The organism is Breoghania corrubedonensis, assembly GCF_003053845.1.
Taxonomy (GTDB): domain Bacteria; phylum Pseudomonadota; class Alphaproteobacteria; order Rhizobiales; family Stappiaceae; genus Breoghania; species Breoghania corrubedonensis.
The window spans coordinates 104299-125983 of the sequence record NZ_QAYG01000007.1; the positions used below are offsets into that span (position 1 = coordinate 104299).

Annotated in this window: 16 protein-coding genes; 5 read left to right on the top strand and 11 right to left on the bottom strand. The window is 65.3% G+C overall.

The genetic code is table 11. From position 1 onward, the window contains the following. Window positions 1–2: 2 nt before the first annotated feature. The 9 genes from C8N35_RS17020 to C8N35_RS17060 all read right to left on the bottom strand — a co-directional run bounded on the left by C8N35_RS17020 (window position 3) and on the right by C8N35_RS17060 (window position 12060). Window positions 3–1637: a (2,3-dihydroxybenzoyl)adenylate synthase gene (locus C8N35_RS17020; RefSeq protein ID WP_107990916.1), complete on the bottom strand. Its 1635-nt coding sequence runs from the start codon at window positions 1635–1637 to the stop codon at window positions 3–5. Continuing rightward, window positions 1634–2878 carry an isochorismate synthase gene (locus C8N35_RS17025; protein ID WP_107990917.1) on the bottom strand — a complete coding sequence of 415 codons (1245 nt, stop codon included), beginning with the start codon at window positions 2876–2878 and terminating at the stop codon, window positions 1634–1636. Before C8N35_RS17025 ends, C8N35_RS17020 begins: the two co-directional genes overlap by 4 nt. 75 nt (window positions 2879–2953) lie before the next feature. Beyond that, the gene (locus C8N35_RS17030) at window positions 2954–4093 is read right to left on the bottom strand and encodes a YncE family protein (protein WP_210203570.1); all 1140 of its coding nucleotides are present in this window, start codon (window positions 4091–4093) and stop codon (window positions 2954–2956) included. Window positions 4094–4148: 55 nt separating this feature from the next. Then, window positions 4149–5279 (bottom strand): ABC transporter substrate-binding protein, encoded by a 1131-nt coding sequence (locus C8N35_RS17035; protein WP_245926832.1) that lies wholly within the window; start codon window positions 5277–5279, stop codon window positions 4149–4151. 327 nt (window positions 5280–5606) lie between these two features. Then, window positions 5607–6269: a class I SAM-dependent methyltransferase gene (locus tag C8N35_RS17040; RefSeq protein WP_210203571.1), complete on the bottom strand. Its 663-nt coding sequence runs from the start codon at window positions 6267–6269 to the stop codon at window positions 5607–5609. A 62-nt stretch (window positions 6270–6331) separates the two neighbouring features. Continuing rightward, window positions 6332–8533: a TonB-dependent siderophore receptor gene (locus tag C8N35_RS17045; RefSeq protein WP_107990918.1), complete on the bottom strand. Its 2202-nt coding sequence runs from the start codon at window positions 8531–8533 to the stop codon at window positions 6332–6334. 240 nt (window positions 8534–8773) lie between these two features. Continuing rightward, complete coding sequence (locus C8N35_RS24390; RefSeq protein WP_107990919.1) at window positions 8774–9004, bottom strand: DUF2188 domain-containing protein; 231 nt, start codon at window positions 9002–9004, stop codon at window positions 8774–8776. 105 nt (window positions 9005–9109) lie between these two features. Continuing rightward, window positions 9110–9847 (bottom strand): endonuclease/exonuclease/phosphatase family protein, encoded by a 738-nt coding sequence (locus tag C8N35_RS17055; protein WP_245926833.1) that lies wholly within the window; start codon window positions 9845–9847, stop codon window positions 9110–9112. Next, complete coding sequence (locus C8N35_RS17060) at window positions 9844–12060, bottom strand: VTT domain-containing protein (protein ID WP_210203572.1); 2217 nt, start codon at window positions 12058–12060, stop codon at window positions 9844–9846. Before C8N35_RS17060 ends, C8N35_RS17055 begins: the two co-directional genes overlap by 4 nt. Window positions 12061–12366: 306 nt before the next feature. On the opposite strand from C8N35_RS17060, the gene C8N35_RS17065 reads away from it, so the two are divergent. Genes C8N35_RS17065 through C8N35_RS17075 form a run of 3 tightly spaced genes read left to right on the top strand, consistent with a single transcriptional unit; the run spans window position 12367 to window position 15634 of the window. Next, complete coding sequence (locus tag C8N35_RS17065) at window positions 12367–12867, top strand: MarR family winged helix-turn-helix transcriptional regulator (RefSeq protein WP_107990920.1); 501 nt, start codon at window positions 12367–12369, stop codon at window positions 12865–12867. Then, window positions 12857–14518 (top strand): MFS transporter, encoded by a 1662-nt coding sequence (locus tag C8N35_RS17070; protein WP_107990921.1) that lies wholly within the window; start codon window positions 12857–12859, stop codon window positions 14516–14518. Before C8N35_RS17065 ends, C8N35_RS17070 begins: the two co-directional genes overlap by 11 nt. A 6-nt stretch (window positions 14519–14524) precedes the next feature. Next, on the top strand, window positions 14525–15634 hold the full coding sequence (locus tag C8N35_RS17075; RefSeq protein ID WP_107990922.1) for an HlyD family secretion protein: 1110 nt from the start codon (window positions 14525–14527) through the stop codon (window positions 15632–15634). A gap of 244 nt (window positions 15635–15878) precedes the next feature. Here C8N35_RS17075 and C8N35_RS17080 read toward each other — a convergent pair whose 3' ends face one another. Together C8N35_RS17080 and C8N35_RS17085 are read right to left on the bottom strand one after the other, a co-directional pair. Further along, window positions 15879–16442, bottom strand: a complete 564-nt coding sequence (locus C8N35_RS17080; RefSeq protein WP_107991025.1) for a type 1 glutamine amidotransferase domain-containing protein — start codon at window positions 16440–16442, stop codon at window positions 15879–15881. Between the two features lie 260 nt (window positions 16443–16702). Continuing rightward, on the bottom strand, window positions 16703–17608 hold the full coding sequence (locus C8N35_RS17085) for a LysR family transcriptional regulator (protein ID WP_107990923.1): 906 nt from the start codon (window positions 17606–17608) through the stop codon (window positions 16703–16705). A 216-nt stretch (window positions 17609–17824) separates the two neighbouring features. Here C8N35_RS17085 and C8N35_RS17090 point away from each other — a divergent pair, with 216 nt between their 5' ends. Together C8N35_RS17090 and C8N35_RS17095 are read left to right on the top strand one after the other, a co-directional pair. Continuing rightward, complete coding sequence (locus C8N35_RS17090; protein WP_170122143.1) at window positions 17825–19876, top strand: hydantoinase/oxoprolinase family protein; 2052 nt, start codon at window positions 17825–17827, stop codon at window positions 19874–19876. 27 nt (window positions 19877–19903) lie between these two features. Continuing rightward, entirely contained in the window at window positions 19904–21631 is a 1728-nt protein-coding gene (locus tag C8N35_RS17095; RefSeq protein WP_170122144.1) for a hydantoinase B/oxoprolinase family protein, read from the top strand. The last annotated feature ends 54 nt before the right edge of the window (window positions 21632–21685 follow it).

Below are 21685 nucleotides of genomic sequence, written 5' to 3' on the forward strand. Positions count from 1 at the left end.
TTTCAAACTCCCTGCTTTTCTCGTTGTGTTTCCAGAAACTGTGCCCTGAGCCGGGCCCGCAGCTCCTTGCGGCTGATCTTGCCGACCGCCGTCGTCTCGAAGCGTTCCACGAAGACGATCTGGTCTGGAACCTTGAAATCGGCGAGGCCGCGCGTGCGCATGAAAGCCTTGATGGCGGCGCTCCGGGGTTTTTCGCCCTTCGGGATGATGAAAGCGCAGCTGCGCTCGCCGAGGTAGTCGTCGGGGATGGAGACGACGGCGGCATCGAAGACGTTGTCGTGCGCCAGCAGATGATCCTCGATCTCCTCGGCCGAGATCTTCTCGCCCGCCCTGTTGATGTGATCGCCGGCGCGGCCCTGCACGACGAGATTGCCGTCGGCGCGGCGCACGACGATGTCGCCGGTGCGGTAGAAGCCGTCGGGCGTGAAGGCGCGCTGGTTGGCGGCGGGCGCGTTGTGATAGCCGCGGATCGTGTAGGGGCCGCGCGTCAACAGATGTCCCGGTGTGCCGTCGGGAGCGGGAACGCCGCGATCGTCCAGCACCAGCACCTCGTCGTCCGGGCTGATGGGGCGGCCTTGCGTTGAGACGATCACCTCTTCCGGGTCGTCGAGCCGCGTGTAGTTGACGAGCCCCTCCGCCATGCCGAAGACCTGTTGCAACGTGCAGCCGAGCACCGGCCTGACGCGCCGCGCGACTTCGGGCATGAGCTTCGCCCCACCCACATGCAGGACTTCGAGCGAGGAGAGGTCGGCAGACGTCGTGTCGGCGGCCTGCAGCCACAAAAGCGCCAGCGGCGGCACGAGACCCGTCGTCGTCACGCGCTCGCGTTCGATCAGCGCAAAGGCGCGGTCGGGGGAGGGTGAAGAGCTCATGACGACCCGCGCGCCGACATAAAGCGCGCCGAAGAAGCCGGGCGAACTCATCGGGAAATTGTGCGCGGCCGGCAGCGCCACCATCAGCACGCTCTTCTCGCTCAGCCCGCAGATCCGGGCACTTTCGCGGAAGGAATAGATGTAGTCGTCATGCGTGCGCGGAATGAGCTTGGAAAGCCCCGTGGTGCCGCCGGAAATCTGCATGAAGGCAACATCGCAGGGCGCGGCGTCCGCTGGCAGCAGGCCCGCATCGGGCGTGAACCCATCGAGCGGGACGAACTCTTCCGCCTCGCCGACCACCACCACGTGGCGCAGCGTCGGCACCTCGGCCTTAACCGCGCGCGCGAGGTGGCGATAGTCGAATTCGTCCCAGCGGTCCTTGACGACATATGCGGAGGCTTCTGCCGTTTGCGCGAAGTGGCGGATCTCCGTCAGCCGTTGGGCCGGCAGGGCGAAGACGGGTATCAGCCGCGCCCGGAACAGGCCGAAGACGACCGACAGGAATTCCGCGATATTGGGAAGCTGCACCACGACGCGCTCGCCCGGCGCAAGGCCCAGCGCCAGGAAGCCGGCCGCGACGGTTTCGGCGCGCGTCTGGAGCTCGGCGTAGCTCCAGCCCACGCCGTCACCAACCACGGCGATGCGGTCAGGGTGCATCGCCGCGCGGCGGTTCAGGAAGGACGTGAATGTCTCCCCGTTCCAGTATCCCTTTTCGCGGTAGCGGCGGGCAACGTCCTGCGGCCAGATTTGCGTGACGGGGATCATCGCGCCGCCTCCCCTTGTCCTTCGCGACGTTCCGGGCCGCGTCCCGGCTCCGCGATGCCGAGCGCCGCCAGCATCGCCTTGAATTTCACCGAGGTCTCGTTGGTCTCCGATGCCGGATCGGAGCCCGGCACGATGCCGGCGCCCGCATAGAGCCGGGCCGTGCGGCCGCAAATCTCCGCACAGCGGATGGAAACCGACCAGCGGCCGTCGCCTGCCGCGTTGCACCAGCCGACGGCGCCGGCATAGAAATCGCGGTCATAGCCCTCCAGCCGGTCGATGGCCGCGGCGGCTTCAGCGCGCGGCTCGCCGCAGACGGCGGGCGTGGGGTGAAGGGCGGCGACGAGATCGGCCGACGAGATCGCCGCGTCCTTCAGCCGCCCCTCGATGCGCGTGCCCAGGTGCCAGAGGCTCGCGGTTGCGCGCAGGCAGGTTCCTTCCGGCGTCGCAAGATCGCGGCAGAAGGGCGCGAGCGTATCGAGGATCGCCTCGACCACCAGCGCATGTTCGCGGTGATCCTTGCCCGACGCCATCAGCGCCTTCGCCGAGGCCTCGTCCGCACCCTTGTCGGTGCGGCGTGGGGCTGAGCCCGCCAATGGGTGGGAGAGGACACGAAGCCCGCGCTTTTCGACCAGCAGTTCCGGCGTCGCGCCGATCAGCGTTCGCGGTGCGCCGTCGCGGGCTGGCAGCGGGGCGGCGAAGGTGGTGATGCTCTCGTCGCCGGCGAGGCGGGCGAACAGCATGCGCAGATCGAAAGGATGTTCGGCCCGGACCACGAGGCTGCGCGACAGAACGATCTTGCGCAAGGCCCCGGCGGAGGAGGCGATCGCCTCCAGTCCGGCATCGACCGAATGGGCGTAGCCGTCGGCGTCAGGCTCTCCGGCAATGCGGCACTGGCCCGATGTTTGGGGCGTGCGATCGCGCACCGATGACAGCTCCAGCACGTCATGCGGATCGAACCGCCCCTGGATCCGCATCACCTGGCGCGGCTGCACCAGATGGGCGCTTTCGTCTCGCGAGAACGGCACGGCCCCGACCAGCACATCGGGGCCCTCCGCCTGGTCCTCGAAGAAGCGGGCGACCCGTTCGCTCAAGGTCTCGAGCGGGCCTTTGTCCAGCGCCGCTCTTTCGCCATGGCCGATCAGCGTTTCGGCGCCGCCTACCAGAGCGAAGGGCAGGGGATGGCCGTGGGCACCAGCAGGTGTGCGTTCGGAAAAACCGTGCCAGAAGGGCTGTGTCGTCATGGTCGTCAATCCCGCATCTTGAAACGACGGCCGCAGGCGGAGCCCCTTGTGGGGCCGCCCATGACCGTCGGGGCCTCAGGGTCGGATGAGCGAAACCGTGTCGCCGTTGGGATCGATCACCGGCGGGGCGTCGCGCGGGCGCGGCGTCGTCTTGTTTGTGACGTAGACCCGGCCAGATTTGCGGTCGACGGCGACGGTGTTGGGCGCGCTGCCGGTCTTCAGGCTGGCGAGAACCTTCAGCGTTTCCGCATCGATGACGCTGACCGTTCCCGCGCCGCGATTGGCGATGTAGACGTGGCCCGCATCGAAATTGACGCCGAGCGCGCCGTCGCCGGTCTTCACGGTGTCGATCAGCTTGCCGTTGTCGGCATCGAGCACCGTCATCGTGCCGGACTTCTGGTTGGTAACGTAGAGCCGGCCGCGGTCCGCGTCGTAGGCGACGTTGGTCGGGAATTCGCCGCCCGACGGATAGCGCGCCGAAACCGCGCCCGTTTCCGTGTCGAGCGCGATCACCTCGTTGGAATAAAGAAGCGTGGTGAAGAGACGGCGGTTCTTCGGATCGAGCGCCAGCCCGGTCGCGCCGAGATCGATGCCGTCGAAGGTCTTTTCCAGCGTGTTGGTGGCGCCGTCGATCACCCAGATCGCGCTCTTGTCCTCCTTGCGGCCGACGACGGTGGCGTAGATCCGGTTCGCCGCCTCATCGACCGTGATCTCGCGCAGATGCGCCTTGTTGCCGGTGGCGATCGGCTTGATCAGCTTTCCGGCCTTAGCGTCGACGGCGGCGACCGCGCCGAGCCGGGTGCCGGTCGCATAGAGCGTGTTCGTCTTCGCGTTCAGCGTGATGCCGAAGGCCGGTACTTCGGCCATGTCGATGGTGTTCTTGATCTCCAGCGTCTCGGGATCGAGCACGAGGATCTTCGAGTTGTGCTTGCCGCGCTCGCCGGCGGTTGCGACGTAGACCGGGCCGTCCGGCGCCACGGCGAGTTCATAGACGTTGGTGCCGGCGGGCACGGTCTTGACCACCGCCGGGGCCGCGTCGGCGGCGGTGGCCAGCAGCGCCAGCGTGCCGACGAGGGCGAGCGGCCGGAGGACGTCCTTCAGGATGCCGAGGCCGGGATTGCCTCCATCCGTTTCGAGTGCGGCTGTTGCCCCGCTCGTCGTCGGCGCCATTGTAGCGAACGGGGTGCTTACGTCGGCGTGGATACGCGTCCGCATGGGATACTCCTGTCAGATGTCACGGGCGGCCGGTGCGGATCGGGAGAAACCCGCGCTACTCGCTCCAGTAGACGCCTTCCAGCGGAACGCTGAGGAGGCGCGCGTTCATCTCGTCGCGGGTCTTCGCGACATCGATGTCGGAAAAGAGATCGGGGTGGATCCACTTCGCCAGCAGCTCGATGGTGAGGACATCGAGGGGCGAGGAGAACAGCTGGTGGGAGAGCGCATGGACGTTGCCAGCCTTCACCGCGGGCAGCTCGGAAAAGCCGGTGCGCGCGAGCACTTTGGCGAGCGTTTCGGCAGTGCGTTCGGGATCATAATAGGGGCCGACCAGCACGCCGGAACGCTTTTCCATGTAGGCGCCGCCGGTGGCGATGTAGATCTCGGGCTTCGCCTCGATCACGTATTCCAGGCTGATCTTGCCGAAGGCGCGGTCGATCACGTCGGCGCCGATGTTGTGCCCTCCGGCGAAATCGATCATCGCGCCGATGCTGCCCGTGCCCGGCGAATTGCAGCAGTCGGTGGAGGTGGAGGCGTGCGCCTCCAGAAAGACCTTCGGCCGCCCCGCGTCCGGGTGGCTGGCGAGCCGCTCGGCGATTACGCGATAGCGCTGCTGCCGGAAGGCGACGGCCGCCTCGGCCCTCGCCTCGTTGCCGGTGAGCGTGCCCAGCATCAGCAGCGTCCTGTCGACGTTTGCGAGCGGGTCCGCGACGTTGTCGGCGATGGCGACGGGAATGCCGGCCGCCTCGATCAACTCGATCTCGCGCGCCGACGGCTTCGACATGAGCGAGAAGACGGCAAGGTCGGGGTCGGCCGCCAGCACCTGTTCCACCGACAGCGTGCGCGACGAACTCGCCGTGTGCTTCAGGGTCTCGATTGCCGGGAAGCGCTGCCTGAAGCGGGCGTAGATTTCCTCGCCCAGCCGGTTGCTGTCATGCGGCCAGGCGACGACGAGGGAGACGGGATCGTCGGCAAGCAGGGCGAGGTTGAGGAAGTAGCGCCCGTCGTCGATGAGGATGCGATGTGCGGGCGCCTCCAGCCGGATCGTGCGGCCGGTCACGTCCTTGGCGACGATCTCGGCCGTGGCAGGGGCGGTTGCGGCGAGCAGCGCCGGGGCGAGCAGGAGCAGTGCCACCAGGCCGGCCGTCCGCCCTTTTTCCGCAAAACGCGGACGTGCAAGGCGCATGCGCATCGTTATTCCTCGTCGCATAAAACTTGACTTTTTAACTCATGAATATGAGCATTCTAATCGCGCTTCCGCATCGAGCTGTCAAGCGTCCAATGCGGTGGTGGAAAGTTTTTCTCCTTAAGAGGTCCGTATGCACGCAGAAATTTCTGATTTTGTTTAGAAAGATTCAAATATATATGGCGCCAATGAAATATGTTTAACGTATTACCGCATTTTTCATGGCAGGAGTTCGCCATTATTGCAGTTGTATTGACCGTCCATCGCGAAAAATTGGCATAATTGAGGCGATAAAGCCAACGAATACACGAAAATGAACGTGCAATATCAGCGGCGGCGAACGAAGGTCATGCCGTCGCCGAAGGGAATGAGCGACATGTCCACACGGGCATCGTCGCGGATCTTGATGTTGAGCTCGCGCAGCGCGACCGTCTCGGGGCGGTTGTCGTCGGCATCGGCCACCGAGCGGCCCCAGAACATGTTGTCGAAGACGATCAGTCCGCCGGGCCGCACCAGTTTCAGGCAGCGTTCGTAATAGGCGTCGTAGTCGTTCTTGTCGGCGTCGATGAAGGCGAGATCGAAGGTATCCGCCTGTCCTTCCTCGATCAGCCGGTCGAGGGTGGCGACCGCCTCGCCGAGCTGGAGATTTATCTTGTCGGAAAGGCCAGCGCGCTCCCAGTAGCGCCGGGCGATCGCGGTATATTCCTCCGACATGTCGCAGGCGACGATCTCGCCGTCCTCGGGCAGGGCGGCGGCGACGGAAAGCGCGCTGTAGCCGGTAAACGTGCCGACCTCCAGCGTCCGCTTCGCGCCGATGAGTTTGGCGAGCAGAGCCAGGAACTCGCCGCAGGCGGGCGAGACCATCATCATGCCGTTCGCCATCGCCATGGTCTCGGCGCGCAGGTCCTTCTGGATGTCGGTCTGCCGCGTGCCGGTGTCGATGACGTAGCGGCGGATCTCCATGTCGGAGACCTTCTTTTCCTTCTGCACGACAGGTCGTTCCTTCTCAAAAGGAGGAAGGCCCCGCCGGGTCATTCCGGCGGGGCAGGCAATCACCACTTGTACTTGAGCGAGGCCAGGAAGGTTCGGCCGGTGCCATAGAAGCAGGCGTTGGAGGCCGAGCAGGAGGAGACGTACTCGGTATCCAGAACGTTCTGCACGTTGAAGCGGAAGGTCGTGCCTTCGAGCTGGTCGTCGAGCTTGCCAAGATCGTAGTCGAGGGCCGCGTCGAACAGGGTGAAGTCCTTCACCTTGAATTCGTTCTCGTCGTTGCCCCAGCTCTCGCCGGTGTAGCGCGCGCCGGCGCCGAGCCCCAGGCCCTCCAGCTTGCCCGACTGGAACGTGTAGTGCGCCCAGATCGAGGCGATGTGCTGCGGGATGGTCGCCGGCGTGTTGCCGACATTCGTCTTGGTGACGAGGTCCTTCCTGATCTCGGCGTCGACGAAAGTGTAGGAGCCCGTCAGGTCCCAGCCATTGTCAAAGCTCGCCTTGCCGGTCACCTCGATGCCGCGGGAATTTACCCGGCCGATCTTCCTGTAGTAACCGCTGTTTGATGTGTCGGAGGTGACCGCATTGTTCTGGGTCAGGTCGAAGGCGGAGATCATGAGGAAGCTGTCGTAGCCCGCAGGCTGATACTTGACGCCGATCTCGTACTGCCTGCCGGTGACCGGGTCGAGCGCGACATTCCCGACGGCAACGCCCGCGGGCACCTCGAACGAGGTGGCGTAGCTGACGTAGGGCGCGAAACCGCTGTCGAAGAGATAGGCCGCACCGGCGCGCCAGGTGAAGGCCGTGTCCTGCTGGTTCTGGGTATTGAGATCGCCGCTGGCGATCGTCAGCGTCTCGGTCTTCTGCGAATACCAGTCGAGACGGCCGCCGAGCGTCAGGGCCAACTTGCCGATGCGCGCCTGCTCCTGCAGATAGGTACCTGCCTGTTGGGTGTGCTGGTCCACATCCGTCCTGAAAGCCGGCGTCGCGATCGTGCCGGAGTAGTCCGGGTCGAGAATGTCGATGCTCGTGGTCCCGGCGGCACCGAACAGGCGGTTCGCTTCCGACCACTGGTAGTCGAAGCCGCCGAGCATCTTGTGCTCGACCATGCCTGTCGTGAAATCCGCCTCAAGCTGGTTGTCGACCGCCAGCGTGTGCAGTTCCTCGTCGACGGCCGAGGCGGTGCGGCCGAGCGTCGTGCCGGAGATCGTGCCCGGCGCGAAGCCTCTGAACTCGGTCTCCATGTAGGAGTAGCGCAGGTTCTGACGGAAGGTGAAGACGTCGTCGAACTGGTGTTCGAATTCGTAGCCGATACGGAAGCTGTCGCGGATGAACTTGTCGAAGTCGGGATCGGCGATGTTGAAGTCGTAGGGGATGTGGGTGGACGCATTTTTCAGGTAGACGGTTCCGTCGGCCGGTAGGCGCGAGGGGTAGTAGCTCTCCGGCTCGTGCGTCACGTTGGCGAGCAGCGTGATCTTCGTGTCGTCGCTCGGAAGCCACGTGAACGACGGCGAGATCGAATAGCGCTGGCTGTTCATGTCGTCCATGTCGGACTGCTTGAAGTAGCCGAAGCCCGAGACCCGGTAGAGGAACGTCTCGGCGTCGTTGACCGGGCCGGACGTGTCGAAGGCGCCGGTGACGCCCCACGGATAGCCGACGGCAAGTTCCAGCTCGTGCTGCGTCTCCTTGGTCGGACGCTTGGAGACGAGATTGACCAGCCCGCCCGGATTGACCGCGCCGTAGAGCACGGAAGCCGGCCCGCGGAAAATCTCGATGCGCTCCAGTTCGCGCACGTCCACGGTCGGCTGGGCGAAGGAGATGCCCTTCAGCATGCGCAGGCCGTCGAGATACTGCACGAAGCTCTGGTAGCCGCCGAAGCCGCGCATCGGCACGATGTCGTAGCGGTCCTGCGCGCGGATATCGGCGGCGACGCCGGCCGAATAGCGCAGCGCTTCCTGCACCGTCTGCGCGCCCTGCTGTTCGACCTGATCCTTCGTCACCACCGAAACGGAGGCCGGCGTCTCCAGGATCGATGCGTTGGTCTTGGTGCCCGACGTGCTGCGCGAGGCGACGAAACCGTCCACCGGACCCTTGGGGTCCTCGCCGCCATCCGCCGTTACGACGATGGTTTCCAGTTCGATGGCCTTGGCGCGCTGCGCGTGGGCAATGCCGGGAGGGGCCGCCAGGGCCGACAGGGCCGCTATGCCAACCAGCCCCGTGGTCGACAGGATGCCCCTGAGCGATTTGTTATTGCAGACCATGGACATGTTACCTCTTTGTCCCGAAGACAGGATCTTCGTCGACAAAAGGCAGTATCATATCCTGAGTCAAAAACTCAAGAATTAAGGGCGGCAATATTCACACTGTGACCTATGCGCAACGGTCCGCGGCCGAGGCGCCGCCTCAGATCTGGATGTTCCAGAGATATGGAGCGCGGACTTTTCCACAGGTCGGCCGGTGGTGTGGGAGGTGAGGAGGAGGGGAAACTCCTTGCCCTACCGCCGGAATCAGTCGTTGTCGCCGCCCGTGTGTCCGCTCTGGGTCACCGATACGGGGTCGCTGGCGGGGAAGGTGTCACGCAGGCCCTCTTCCAGCTCGCCTTCCTTCTCCGCCTGTTCCTCCGCCGCGGCCTTGCCGGCGGCCTGCGCGTCCTCGCGGGTGCCGAAGCTCTGTGAAACACGGCCTTCGACCACATAGGCCCAGCCGTCCTCGCGTTGCACGACTTCGATCTTCTTCATGTTGTCTCTCCGTTGCTGTTTCCGCTGGCCTTCGACGTTCTGTCCGAGGTCAACGTGCGGTGGCCGCTTCGCGTTCCGGCTGGATGCGGCCAGCGTGCGGAGGGGCTACGTGGCAGGGGCGATATCAGAGTGCGCCGACAGGCGGATATCCGCGATGACGGGAAGGTGATCGGAGCAGGCGCGTGCCTGCTCATCGCTCCAGACCCTCAGCAGGTTGTGCGGCGCGCGGCAATAGATGCGGTCGAGCCGCAGCAGCGGCCAGCGCGCGGGAAAGGTCTTCACCATCGTGCGCACCGGCAGCACCTGACGCATGGCACGCCGTACCGCGCCGACGGTGAACCAGTCGTTGAAATCGCCCAGCGCCACGCTCGTCGCCGCGCGCCGGTTGCCGGCCAGCGCCGCCAGCTTTCGCGCCTGCATCCGCCGCTCCGCGAGCTTGAGTCCGAGATGAACGGAAATCAGGTGCAGCGCGCCGCCCGGGCTTTCGATGATTGCCTCGATGGCCGAGCGCGGCTCGCGGCGGGCGATGGAGAGATCGTGCAGCACGCTCTCGCGCATCGGCCAGCGGCTCAGGATGGCGTGTCCATAGAAACGGCCGTCGGGCGCCTCGATGGTGCGCGCCTCCCGCCAGTGGCCGCTATCCTCGTGCAGCGTTTTCAGCGGCGCCAGGCAATCGATATCGCGCCCGCGCGTGTCGACCTCCTGAAGCGCGACGATATCGGGATCGTGCCGACGGATGACGTCGGAGACGCGGGCGAGATCGAACCGCCCGTCCGCGCCGACGCCGCCGTGGATGTTCCACGTCATCAGCCGCACGGGCCTGTCGTCTCCGGGCTCGCTCACGATCGCGCCCTGCGGTAGCGGCGGACCAGGAACTGCAGGGCGAAAATGATCCCGCTCCAGAAGACGATCAGTCCCGCGAAGACGGCGACGCGGCCGAGCGTCGGTTCGTTCACGAGCCGGGTGATCTGCTGGGCGAGCAGCGTCATCGTGAGCAGGCCCGGGGCGAGACCCAGTATGGTTCCGATGCAATAGTCGACAAAGCGCACCCGCATGGCGCCGGCCACCAGATTGATCAGCGTGAACGGAGCGATCGGCACCAGCCGGATGCTGGCGATGGTGACGACGCCATTGTCGGACATGCCATGCCGGATGCGGCTGATGCGCGGTCCGACCATGCGGCGCAGCGCGCGCTGGCCGAGCTTGCGGCCGATCAGGTAGGTGACGATGGCGCTGAGCGTCGCACCCGACGCCGCCAGCAGCATGCCGAGCCAGCCGCCGAAGACCGCCACCGTCGCCAGGATCAGCACGGTGACGGGGAAGGCAACGAGACCGCCCGCGATAAAGCTTGCGATGACGATGCCGGGCGCCCAGGGATGGCGGGAAATGCCCTGAAACAGCTGGCCGAGCCTCTCCGGATCCGCCACCGGGGAATATCTCCATGCCAGGATCGCGAGCCCGATGACGCCGATAGCGATGGCCGCGCGCACGATGGTCGGCCACCAGCGCGGATCGGGCGCGACATCGGCCGCCGGGTTGAGACCGTAAAGCGGTTCCGGCGGATCGCCGATCTGGCGCAGCGATACCGGAACGTTGATTTCCTCGTCCGCAACCGGCACCAGTGTGCGGCGGGTCTTCGGCAACGCGTCGATCGCGTCGAAGAGCGAGCCCTGCGCTGTGTCGATCGCGGCCTGCAATTTTGTCGGCTCGGCCCCGACATGTTCGCCAAGCAGCCGGTTGCGCACCTCGCGCACAGCAAAGCGCTGCGCCTCGTCGCGCGCTTCCAGCGTCAGGTCGCATTCGCTGTCGAAACCGATGGAGCGGTTGCACAGGTTGGCCGATCCGATCCGCAGCCAGCGATCGTCGATCACCATCACCTTGGCATGCACCATGATGGCGACGTTGACGCCATCATCGCTTGCCTGGGGGTAGACGAGGCGGACGCGATCGGCGACGCCCGCATCGCGCAAGACCTGCATGAAGCGCTGCCGGCCATCCAGCATCGAGGCTTTTGCGAGCCATTCGGGATAGGTGTCGGGCACGACGACGACGGCCTCGAGCTTCGGCCGTTGCTTCAGCCTGTCCGCCAGTTTGCGCGCGAGTGTCAGGGCGGTGAGAAACTGGTTCTCGATATAGATGGCCCGTTCCGCCCGGCCGATCATGTCATACCAGAGGTCTTCCACCTCGGTGACCGCCGGCGCGCCCTCGTGCGCGGGGCAGGTGCGCGAGATGCCGATCCGCGCATCCCGAAAAAGAGGCGTGAGATCCTCCGGCCAGGGATCGGTTTCGGGGGAAAGGACGTCGTCGTCGGTTGCGGGGCGTTCCAGCCGCTCGTCGGTGGCGATGCGCCAGCGTTCGCGAACGAGGTCGCCAAGCGCCGTGGCGGCATCGCCATCGACCGCCATCTGCACGTCGTGGAAAGGGCCATAGCTGCTGCCGGTGGGGTCTATCCGGCGCTCGTCCTCAGCCTTGTGGGTCGGATTGTCCCAGCGCCGGCGGGTGAGATCCAGACCGCCGGAGAAGGCGATCGTGTCATCGATCACCACGATCTTTTGATGCTGGGAGGCGCCGAGCGGGATTTCGTCGTCCAGGCACAGCTCGATCTGCGGCGGGGTCGACCAGAACAGCCGGAGCCGCGGCGCCAGTTCGCGCTCCAGCGAGAACAGCATCGAGTAGTCCCACAGCAGCAGACGGACGTGGAGGTTGTCGTTGCGGCGAACCAGTTCGGTGAGAAAGGCGGCGAAGGTTTCGGGCAGGTCGTCGTCCACCGTGCCGTCGGGGCCGACGAGACGCATGCGGCTTTCGATATCCCATCCCACGATGACGATCGACTTGCGCGCCATCAGCATCGCCTTGCGCAGCGCGCCGAAATAGGCACCCGCATCGATCAGCGGCGCCACGCGCGGCGCATGCTCCACACGCCAGACGTTGCGGCCCGGTTCGAACACGGATTCGTCCGCGCCGGCTGTCGGCGCATCGTGCGATGAGGCGCCGTTCCGTGTCGCGTTGGGCGATCGATCGTCGTGCGAGCCGTCCGGCCCGGTCTCCATCAGCATTGCGCCCCCAAAACGCGTGGTCCTGATCCGCCGGCGGGTTGCCATGCTTTTGTGGCGGATCTGATCTGCGATTTGACAACGCCGACAAGTGGGGAGGGTTCCCGAGCCTGTTCTAAATAGCTGAAGAATATAGATAAAGATTGAAGCTCCCGAACCTTCGATGGGTCCCGATATGCGTGGTTGAGGCTGACCGCGGCATCCCCCAGTGGTTGCGGCGTCTTGCATCATGGCGGCCCTCATGATATTTAAATGGTAATTTAAATAGCCTGCTACTCATTCGTGGGCGAACTAATTCGGAAAAGTGACATGTCTGCCCAAAACCCGAGCGCCTCCTCGGAGTTCCTGGAAGCGTTGACCAAGCTCAGCCGCAAGATCCGCACCCTGTTCAACGCCCGGGTGACGGCGCACGGGCTGACCTATCCGCGGGCGAGGGTGTTGATCCGGCTGGCGCGCAAGTCCGGCTGCACGCAGCGCGAACTCGCCTGCGAGCTGGAGCTGGAGCAGCCGACGCTGGTGCGCATTCTCGACCGGATGGAAGCGCTCGACCTGATCACCCGCGAGCCCGATCCGGCCGACCGGCGTGCCAAGCACATCGTGCTCACCGCCCATGGACGCGAGCAGGCCAGCCTTGTCCAGCGTCTGGGCGAAGAGATGCGCTGTGAGGTTTTCAGCAAGGTGGAGGATGCGGAACTGCGCCGCGCGGTCGATCTGTTCGAACGCATCGAGGCCGAAATATGCGTGGTCGCGGCCGCCGCATCCCCCGCGCAAGTTGAAAAGCCGATCGTGGGGAAGATCGATGGCCGATAACGAACCTGAGCTGCGTTCCCCGACGCAGCCCGCAGCGGCGGCGGCTTCCCCGCAGCCGGCCGCCGCTGCGCCTCCTCCTCCGCCGCATTCCACCGGTCTCGTCGTGACCTACATGGCCGTCGGCGTTCTCGTGGCTGTGACGCAGGGGCTCGGCATGAGCCTTGTGTCCGTGAACCTTCGCCAGCTCGCGGGCGAATACGGAGCGACGACCAACGAGGCGATCTGGCTGCTCGCCATCTACATGGCGCCGAATGTCAGCCTGACGCTGCTGCTGTTGAAGCTGCGTTCCCAGTTCGGCCTGCGCCGGTTCGCCGAGATCGCGATCATCATCTTCGTGATCACGAGCCTGGTGCAGCTTTGGGCGACCGATCTGCAGACCGCGCTGGTCGTGCGTTTCTGTTCCGGCGTGGCGGCCTCGCCGATGTCCTCGCTCGCCATTCTCTACATCCTCGACGGCCTGCCACGCGAAAGGAAGCTGACGGTCGGTCTGCCGGTTGCGCTGACCGCCATGGTCGCCGGTACGCCGATCGCGGGCCTGATCTCGCCGACACTGCTCAATCTGGGCGGCGCCGAGGCGTTGTTCATGTTCGAGGCGGGGCTGGCGCTCGTCGCGCTCGGCATGATCATCCGGCTGCCGCTGCTGACACCGACCCTGACCTTCAATCCCCTCAACCTGCTGGATCTCGTCACCTATGCCTTCCTGGCCGTCGGCCTTGGTTCGCTTGCCATCGTCACGGTCACCGGGCGTTACTACTGGTGGTTCGAGGCGCCGTGGATCGGCGCGCTGATCGCACTCGCCATCGTCTGTCTGGCGGTGGCTGCCGTCATCGAGCTCAACCGGAAGGAACCGCTGGTCGACGTGCGGTGGCTGAGCTCCAAGGAGATCGTCCACTTCACCGGCAGCCTGTTGCTGTTCCGCCTTCTCCTGTCGGAACAATCGACGGGAACGCGGCAGTTCTTCAGCCAGCTCGGTCTCCTGAACGAACAGATATCCGGCTTTTACTGGGTCGTGCTGGTGAGCGGCGCGGCGTCCGGGTTCGTCTGTTCGCGGCTGATCCAGCCGGGCAAGGTCGCCGGTATCCACCTGCTGTCGCTGACCCTGCTCGCCATCGGGACCGGGCTCGATTCCCAGGCGACAGCACAGACCCGGCCGGAGCAGATGTATTTCTCGCAAATGCTGGTGGGCTTTGCCAGCGGGCTGTTCCTGCCGCCAGCCATGGCGTTCGGTTTCATCGCCGCGTTGAAGCGAGGGCCGAACTACCTTCTGTCCTTCGTCATCGTGTTCCTGACGACGCAACGCCTCGGCGCGCTGTTTGGCAGTGCCGTCTTCGGAACCTTCGTGACATGGCGCGAGCAGTTTCATTCCGCGCATCTCGTCAGCCGTCTGGTGCCGTCCGATCCCCTGGTCGCCGCCCGCATCGGCCAGCTTGCCGCATCCTACAAGAGCGTCCTCACCGACGCGGTCCAGCTCAAGGCGGAAGGGTCCGTCCTGCTGGCTGCCCAGGTGCAGAAACAGGCCTACGTGCTGGCCTACACGGACGCCTTTTTCGTCACATCGGTGATCGCGACGATCGCCGTCATCGTTCTCGTCCTCTATCTGGCCTGGCGCGCGCTCCTCGACATGGTGCGCCCCGTCCAGGCTGAAAGCTGACCCGTCATGGCCATCAAGTCCCTTCTCCCCTCCGCCGTCACGTCCCTGGCGATCGTTGCCGCCGCCGCCGGAGTATCGCTGGTCCTCTATTCGTGGAACCTGCCGCCCTTTCACGGTTCGATGGAAACGACCAACGACGCCTATATCCAGGGCAAGGTCACCGCCATCGCGCCGCAGCTCGCCGGCTATGTCGTCGATGTGCCCGTGCAGGATTTCCAGCACGTGAAGAAGGGCGATCTGCTGGTCAAGATCGACGACCGCATCTATGCCCAGAAGCTCGCCCAGGCGAAGGCGACCCTTCAATCGAAGGTGGCCGCGCTCACAAAACTCGCCAGACAGCGCGCGTCGGCCAGGGCGACGGTCGAGTCGCGTCAGGCGGCACTTGAGAGCGCGGAAGCCGCGCTGAAGCAGGCCAAGGCCGACTGGAAGCGCAAGAGGGCATTGCAGCAGAAGGGGTTCTCGGCCAATTCGGCGGCCGACGAGAGCCAGGCATCCTACGATCAGGCGCAGGCTTCGGTGCGTCAGGCGCGCGCCGCGCTTGTCGTCGCCCAGCAGGATCTCGAAGCCACGATCGCCGACCGCCAGCAGGCCGAGGCCGACCTGGAGGGCGCGGGAGCCGCCGTGCGGCTTGCCGAGATCGATCTCCAGAACACCCGTATCACCGCGCCGGCCGACGGCACGCTCGGCCAGATCGGCGCGCGGGTGGGGCAATACGTGTCCGCCGGAAGCTCGCTCACCTCGCTCGTCACCGATACGATCTGGATGGTGGCGAATTTCAAGGAAACCCAGCTTCCCGGCATGAAGACCGGCCAGAAGGTCAGCTTTTCCGTCGATGCGCTGGGCGGGCTGGTCTTCCATGGCCGTATCGAGCGGTTCTCGCCGGCCACCGGCTCCGAATTCAGCGTGATCAAGTCGGACAATGCGACCGGCAACTTCACCAAGATCGCCAAGCGTTTGCCGGTGCGCATCGCCATCGATGCGGGGCAGCCCGATACCGGTCGGCTGGTGCCGGGGCTGTCGGTCGTCGCCAGCGTCGATGTGGCGTCCGCCCCGTTGCCGCCCACCTCGGCCCTTGCCGAGGCGGAGCCCCAGAAAAGCCGCGTGGCATTGCCGTAAAAACGGGAAGACGGCGGAGAGATCGCATCGCCGGAATGGGCGCCGGCTTGCCCGTGCCGCACGAAAAACGCCGGACGCCCGGAGGCGCCCGGCGCTAGAGCGCTTGTCGTTCAGACGGAATCGTCTGAACGACAAGAAACCCCTCCAGATCAATACCTTGCGCATATCCTTATCGATCAGATCGGTTCAATCTGATCGGGATATGCTCTAGGTTATCGAGAGCTTTGGGGGAAAGCTTTCCTGCTCAGGCGACCTTGCGCTGTTCGTGGCGGCCCTCGCGGATCTCCTCGATGATCTTCGCCACGAAGGCGTCGAGGTCTGCCGGCTGGCGGCTGGTGACGATGCCGCCATCGGCGACGACCTCGCGGTCCACCCATTTGCCGCCGGCGTTGATGACATCGGTTCGGATGGACTTGTAGGACGTCACCTCGCGCCCGCGCACTGCGTCCGCCTCGACCAGCAGCCACGGGCCGTGGCAGACTGCCGCAACGACCTTGCCGGAGGCGAGGAAGGTCTTCACCTGCGCCATCGCGTCTTCGTCGACGCGCAACAGGTCGGGGTTGATCTGGCCGCCCGGGATGACGAGCGCGTCGTAATCCTCCACGCGGGCATCGGCGATCTTGCGATCCACCGGCACCGTGTCGGCCCAGTCCTTGCCCTTCCAGCCGCGGATCTCGTTGCCGTCGGGGCTCGCCACGTCGACCGTGGCGCCGGCTTCGCGCAGCTTGTCGCGCGGTACTTCCAGCTCGCTCTGCTCGAAACCGTTGGTCGCGATGATCAGGATGCGGGATGCATTGATATCGGTCATGGTCTTGTACTCCGGGTCGGCCCGGCCGCACGCGGCGCGAATGATCCAGCGCGGGGAAAATCCGCCCTGGCGGCGCCGGCAGCCGCAGCACATCTGTTCCGTTGTCTGCGTCCACGCTCACAGGCGGGACGACATGGAGACAACGAACCGGGTACGCGTCGTGTTCCATGCTCAAGGCCGAGAAACGAAACGTCACGGGAAAACGTACGGCGCCGGGCGTTTGCGAGCGGGGCCGTTTGCGCCCGCCTCGCGTGTCGCCATCAGGGGTGGGGCGCGGCGGCGGCCAGGTGGTCGATCAGATCCTGCATCGAGGGGGAGAGGGGGCGGCGCGCCGCCGTCAGCACACGGATCTCGAAGAAGAGATCTTCGGCCGCCACGTCGAGCACGACCAGCTTGCCGGCGGCAACATCCGGAGTGATGCTCGCTTCCGTCGAGCACGCGATGCCGACGCCGGCAACCACCAGTTCGCGCAGGAACTGGTATTCGGTCGCCTGGGCTGCGGTGTTGGGATCGCGGATGCCGATGCTGGCGAGAAGCCGTGCCACCGATTTGCCGAACACCGAACTCGGCGGTGCGCCGACGAAACTGTAGCGCGCCACCGTTTCGGGGCGAATGTGCCGTCGTTTGGCGAGCGGGTGGTCGGGAGAGGCGATCAGTTTGAGTTTCTGCGCGCCGATCACCCGCGAGGAAAGCCCCCGTATGTCCTCGTTTACCTGGACGCAGCCGACATTGGCGATGCTCTCGCGAAGGTCGTGCACAACTTCCTCGTGCTTGCCGACCCGCACCACAAGCTGTTGGTCTGGCCGGGTGAGCGCGAAGCTCGTCAGCGCGTCCTTCAGCGCGAAGTTCGCCAGACCGCGCTGGATGGAGATGACCAGACGGTCGCTGGCCCCGCCGCGCATGTTGATGATGTCGGCGCGCATGTCGTCGACCTCGGCCAGCATTTCGCGGGCATGCTCGCGCACCGCGCGTCCGAGTTCGGTCAGGAGAGGTCGCCCGCCGCGCCGGCGCTCGAAGACGAGGCCGCCGAGCCGCTCCTCCAGCGCGCGAACATGGGCGGAGACGGAGGGCTGCGCGATGTTCAGCAATTCGGCCGCACGGGAAAAGCTTCCGGTGTCGACGATGGCGAGAAACACCTCAAGGCGACGCAAGGAAACATTTATCATACCTATATCCTATAGCCTATAACCTATTAAAGAAAGAGGCGCTGGACCCGTTGCTTGCCAATGTGCCGCAGTGTCAATCTTGCGCAACCGGAATCAAGTGAGTGATCGTCGCCACTGTTTAGATGATCTCGCCCTGCGTGTTTGTGTTTCAGAAGAAATTTTAGCGAGAGGGCCGAAAAGATCTCATGGCCTTCCCCAGGAAAAGGTGAGACGCGCGTGAATATCGTTGGTGTCGATATTGGGGGCACTTTCACGGATCTCGTCGGTTACGTGAACGGCGAGCTTGTGACGTCGAAGACATCGACCACCCCGGCAGATCCCACCCTGGCCATTGCGCGCAGCCTGGATATAGCCCGATGCGCGCCGTCCGAGCTTGACGAGATCCTGCACGGCTCGACCATCGCCATCAACACGGTGCTGGAGCGCAAGGGCGCACGCACCGCGCTGATCACCACCGAGGGCTTCCGGGACGTCTACGCCATCGGGCGATCGAACCGGATCGAGGCGTTCAACCTGTTCTTCGAACGACCCCGGCCGCTGGTCGATCGGGCGCTCACATTCGAGATCCCGGAGCGCATGAAGGCCGATGGTTCGGTGCTGGTGCCGGTCGACGAACGGGCGCTGGAGCGCACGATCGCCGCGATCGACGCCGCCGGCTGCGAGGCGGTTGCCGTCTGTCTCGTCCATGCCTACGCCAATCCGGCGCACGAAAAGCTGATCGGCGCGATCCTGCGCCGGCGCCGGCCCGACCTCTTCGTCACACTGTCGCATGAGATTCTGCGCGAATACCGCGAATACGAACGCACCTCCACCACCGTTCTCAACGCCTTCGTCGGTCCGCGCGTCGACGGCTATCTGGGGCGGCTCGAAGGGTATCTCGGCGGTGCGGACTTCACTGGCCAGGTGCGGATCATGCGTTCCAATGGCGGGGTGATGTCGCTGCGCCATGCGCGCGAACAGCCTGTCACGATGATGGAATCCGGTCCTGTCGCCGGCATGATCGGGGCGGGGCGGCTCGCAAGCCTGCTCGGTCTGCCGCGCGCCGTCGGCTTCGACATGGGCGGTACCACGGCGAAGTCGAGCCTGATCGCCGATGGAGTGCCGGCGATCGAGACCGGCTATGTCATTGGCGACAGGGCGACGGGCCAGCCGATGCAGCTTCCCGTGGTCGATATCGTGGAGATCGGGGCCGGCGGCGGCTCCATCGCATGGATCGACGCCCAGGGCGGGCTTCACGTCGGGCCGCAATCGGTGGGCGCCGATCCGGGGCCTGCGTGTTACGGCAAGGGAGCGGGCCTTGCGGTCGTCACCGACGCGGACCTGCTGCTCGGCCGAATCAATCCGGCCCGGTATCTGGGCGGCGACATCCAGATCGATCCGCCCGCCGCACGCTCCGCCATGCGCCGCGCGATTGCCGAGCCGCTTGGTCTCTCGATGATGGAAGCGGCGCGCGGCATCGTGCGCATCGCCGATGCCGCCATGTCGCTTTCCGTGCGCTCGGTCTCGGTTCACCGGGGCGTCGATCCGCGCGATACCGCGCTGATCGCTTTTGGCGGGGCCGGGCCTCTGCACGCGATGTCGATCGCCCGCGAATTGTCGATCTCGCAGGTGGTGGTGCCGAAGCTGCCCGGTGCGTTTTCCGCCTATGGCATGCTGATGGCGTCGTGGCGCCAGGATTTCGTGCAGACGCTGATCGGTCGTATTGGCGAACTGGACGCGACACAGGTGGAGGCGGTCTTTGCCGAACTCGCCGAGGCCGGACGCGAGCAACTTCGCCGCGACCGGCAGGGAGCGGGTACGGCCGATTTCCGCTTCTACGCGGATCTGCGCTACGCGGGCCAGGAACATGCGATCTCCATCCCTGTGGAGGCGCCGCACCAGCTCGCCGGCGATCACGGAGACCTCAGGATCCGCTTCGATCGCGAGCATGCCCGACGCTATGCCCAGTCCGCGCCCGACGAGACGATGGAGATCGTCTCGCTGCGCCTCGTCGTCACCGCCGCGCGCGACGACACGCTCGCCGAACGCTGGCTGAGCGAGCCGTTTGTCGCTGAAGGCGACGCGAGCGCCGGCTTGCGCGATGTCGTTTTCGACGATCCCGATACCCCGATCCCGACACCCGTCCTGTGGCGTCCGGCGCTCAAGCCCGGAATGTGCATCAGCGGCCCTGCCGTGATCGAGGAAGCAAACTCCACGACATTGATCCACCCGGGAGATGAGGCGGTGGTTACCGACGCCGGTCATCTTGTGGTGAAGGTCGCGGTCTGAACTGCCCAAGGCCCCATGGACCAGAGAGTGAAAGAACACCCGGTCGATCCGATCACCGTCGAGGTGGTCCGCAATGCCATCGTCGCCTATGCCGACGAAATGGCCGACGTTCTATCCAAGTCGGCCTACAACATGATGATCTATGAGGTACGCGACTATTGTTGCGGTCTCCTGGATACGCAAGGCCGCATGATCGCGCAAAATCGCGGCGGCCTGCCGATCTTCCTCGCCGACTTGGGCGTGGCGGTGAAGGACGGCATAAAGCGCTACGGTCTCGATGGCTTCGCCGCAGGCGATGTCGTGGTGATGAACCACGGCACCGTCTGCGGCCAACACCTGAACAACGTCGTCGTCTACGCGCCCTGCTTCCACGCGGGCGAACTGGTGGGCTTCGCCGCCACCCGCGCGCACTGGGTGGATATTGGCGGATCGCGCTGGGGTTTCAGCTACAACGCGACATCGGATGTCTTCGCGGAAGGCCTGCAGATGCGCTCGCTCAAGGTCATGCAGGCGGGTGAGCCGAACGAGACATTGATGCAGATCCTGCGCGACAATATCCGTTCCGCCGATGCGGCACTCGGAGACCTGCGTGCCCAGACCGCCGCCTGTCAGATCGGCGCGCAACGCTTTGGCGAGCTGGTCGCGCGCTACACGCGCAAGGGCGTGGCGGATTGTGTTTCGCTCGTCTGGGAACAGGCCGACAAGGCCGTGCGCCAGGTGGTCGCCGCCATTCCCGACGGGCGCTACGAGGCGGAGAGCTTCATCGACAATGACGGGTTCAATCTCGACCGGCCGTTGCGGGTCAAGGTCGCTGTCGAGATTTCCGGCGCGTGCATGACGATCGACCTGTCGGACATGAATCCGCAGGTGGAATCGTCCGTGAACAGCGGCCGCTCCGGCGGCATCGCCTGCGCCCGCGTCGCCTTCAAGGCGCTCACCTCGCCGGATCTCGATGTCAACGAGGGGTGCTTTCGCGCGCTTGACGTCGTGCTGCCGGAAGGCACGATGCTGTCGGCCCGCCCGCCGGCGGCACTGGGGCAATGGTCGATCATCATGCCGACGGTAATCGACACCATCCTCAAGGCGCTGGCCTGCGCGATACCGGACCGTATTCCCGCCGCGCACAAGGGTGATCTCGGCGGATGCAGCTTCCATGGCGTCGACGACAACGGCGCGCCGTTCCTGTTGATGAACATTTTCGGCGGCGGCTGGGGCGGGCGGCCGCATGGTGATGGCGCATCGGCCTCCATGTCCGTGTGTCAGGGCGATGTGCGCAACACGCCGGTGGAACTGCAGGAGATCAAGTATCCCTTCATCATCGAACGTCACGCGCTGAGACCGGATTCGGGCGGCGCCGGGCGGTTTCGCGGCGGGCTCGGGGTTGAACTGACCTACCGCTGCCTGTGCCGCTGCCGCGGCAATCTCGGCTTCGACCGGACGTTGACGCCGCCCTGGGGGCTGGCCGGCGGTCACGACGGGGTGACCGCGATCGGTATCATCGAGCGGGCAGACGGAACCGTGGAACGCGTTCTGAAGGCGACAGGACTTGCCTTCGAGCCCGGCGACCGCATCACCTTTCTGACCGCCGGCGGCGGCGGTTACGGCGATCCCGCGCTGCGCGACCCCGATCTCGTTCGCGCCGATATCGACAACGGTCTGGTAACGCGGGAGGCGGCCGAACGCGACTACGGCGTGCGCTGCGCGGACGCGGCCTCAGCTTCCACCGATCCGCCGGGCGCGCTGGCGGCGCAATAGGTGCGCGGGCGCGACCCGTCTCGCCGGGCCTCGGCGTCAACAGTCGATTGTCCA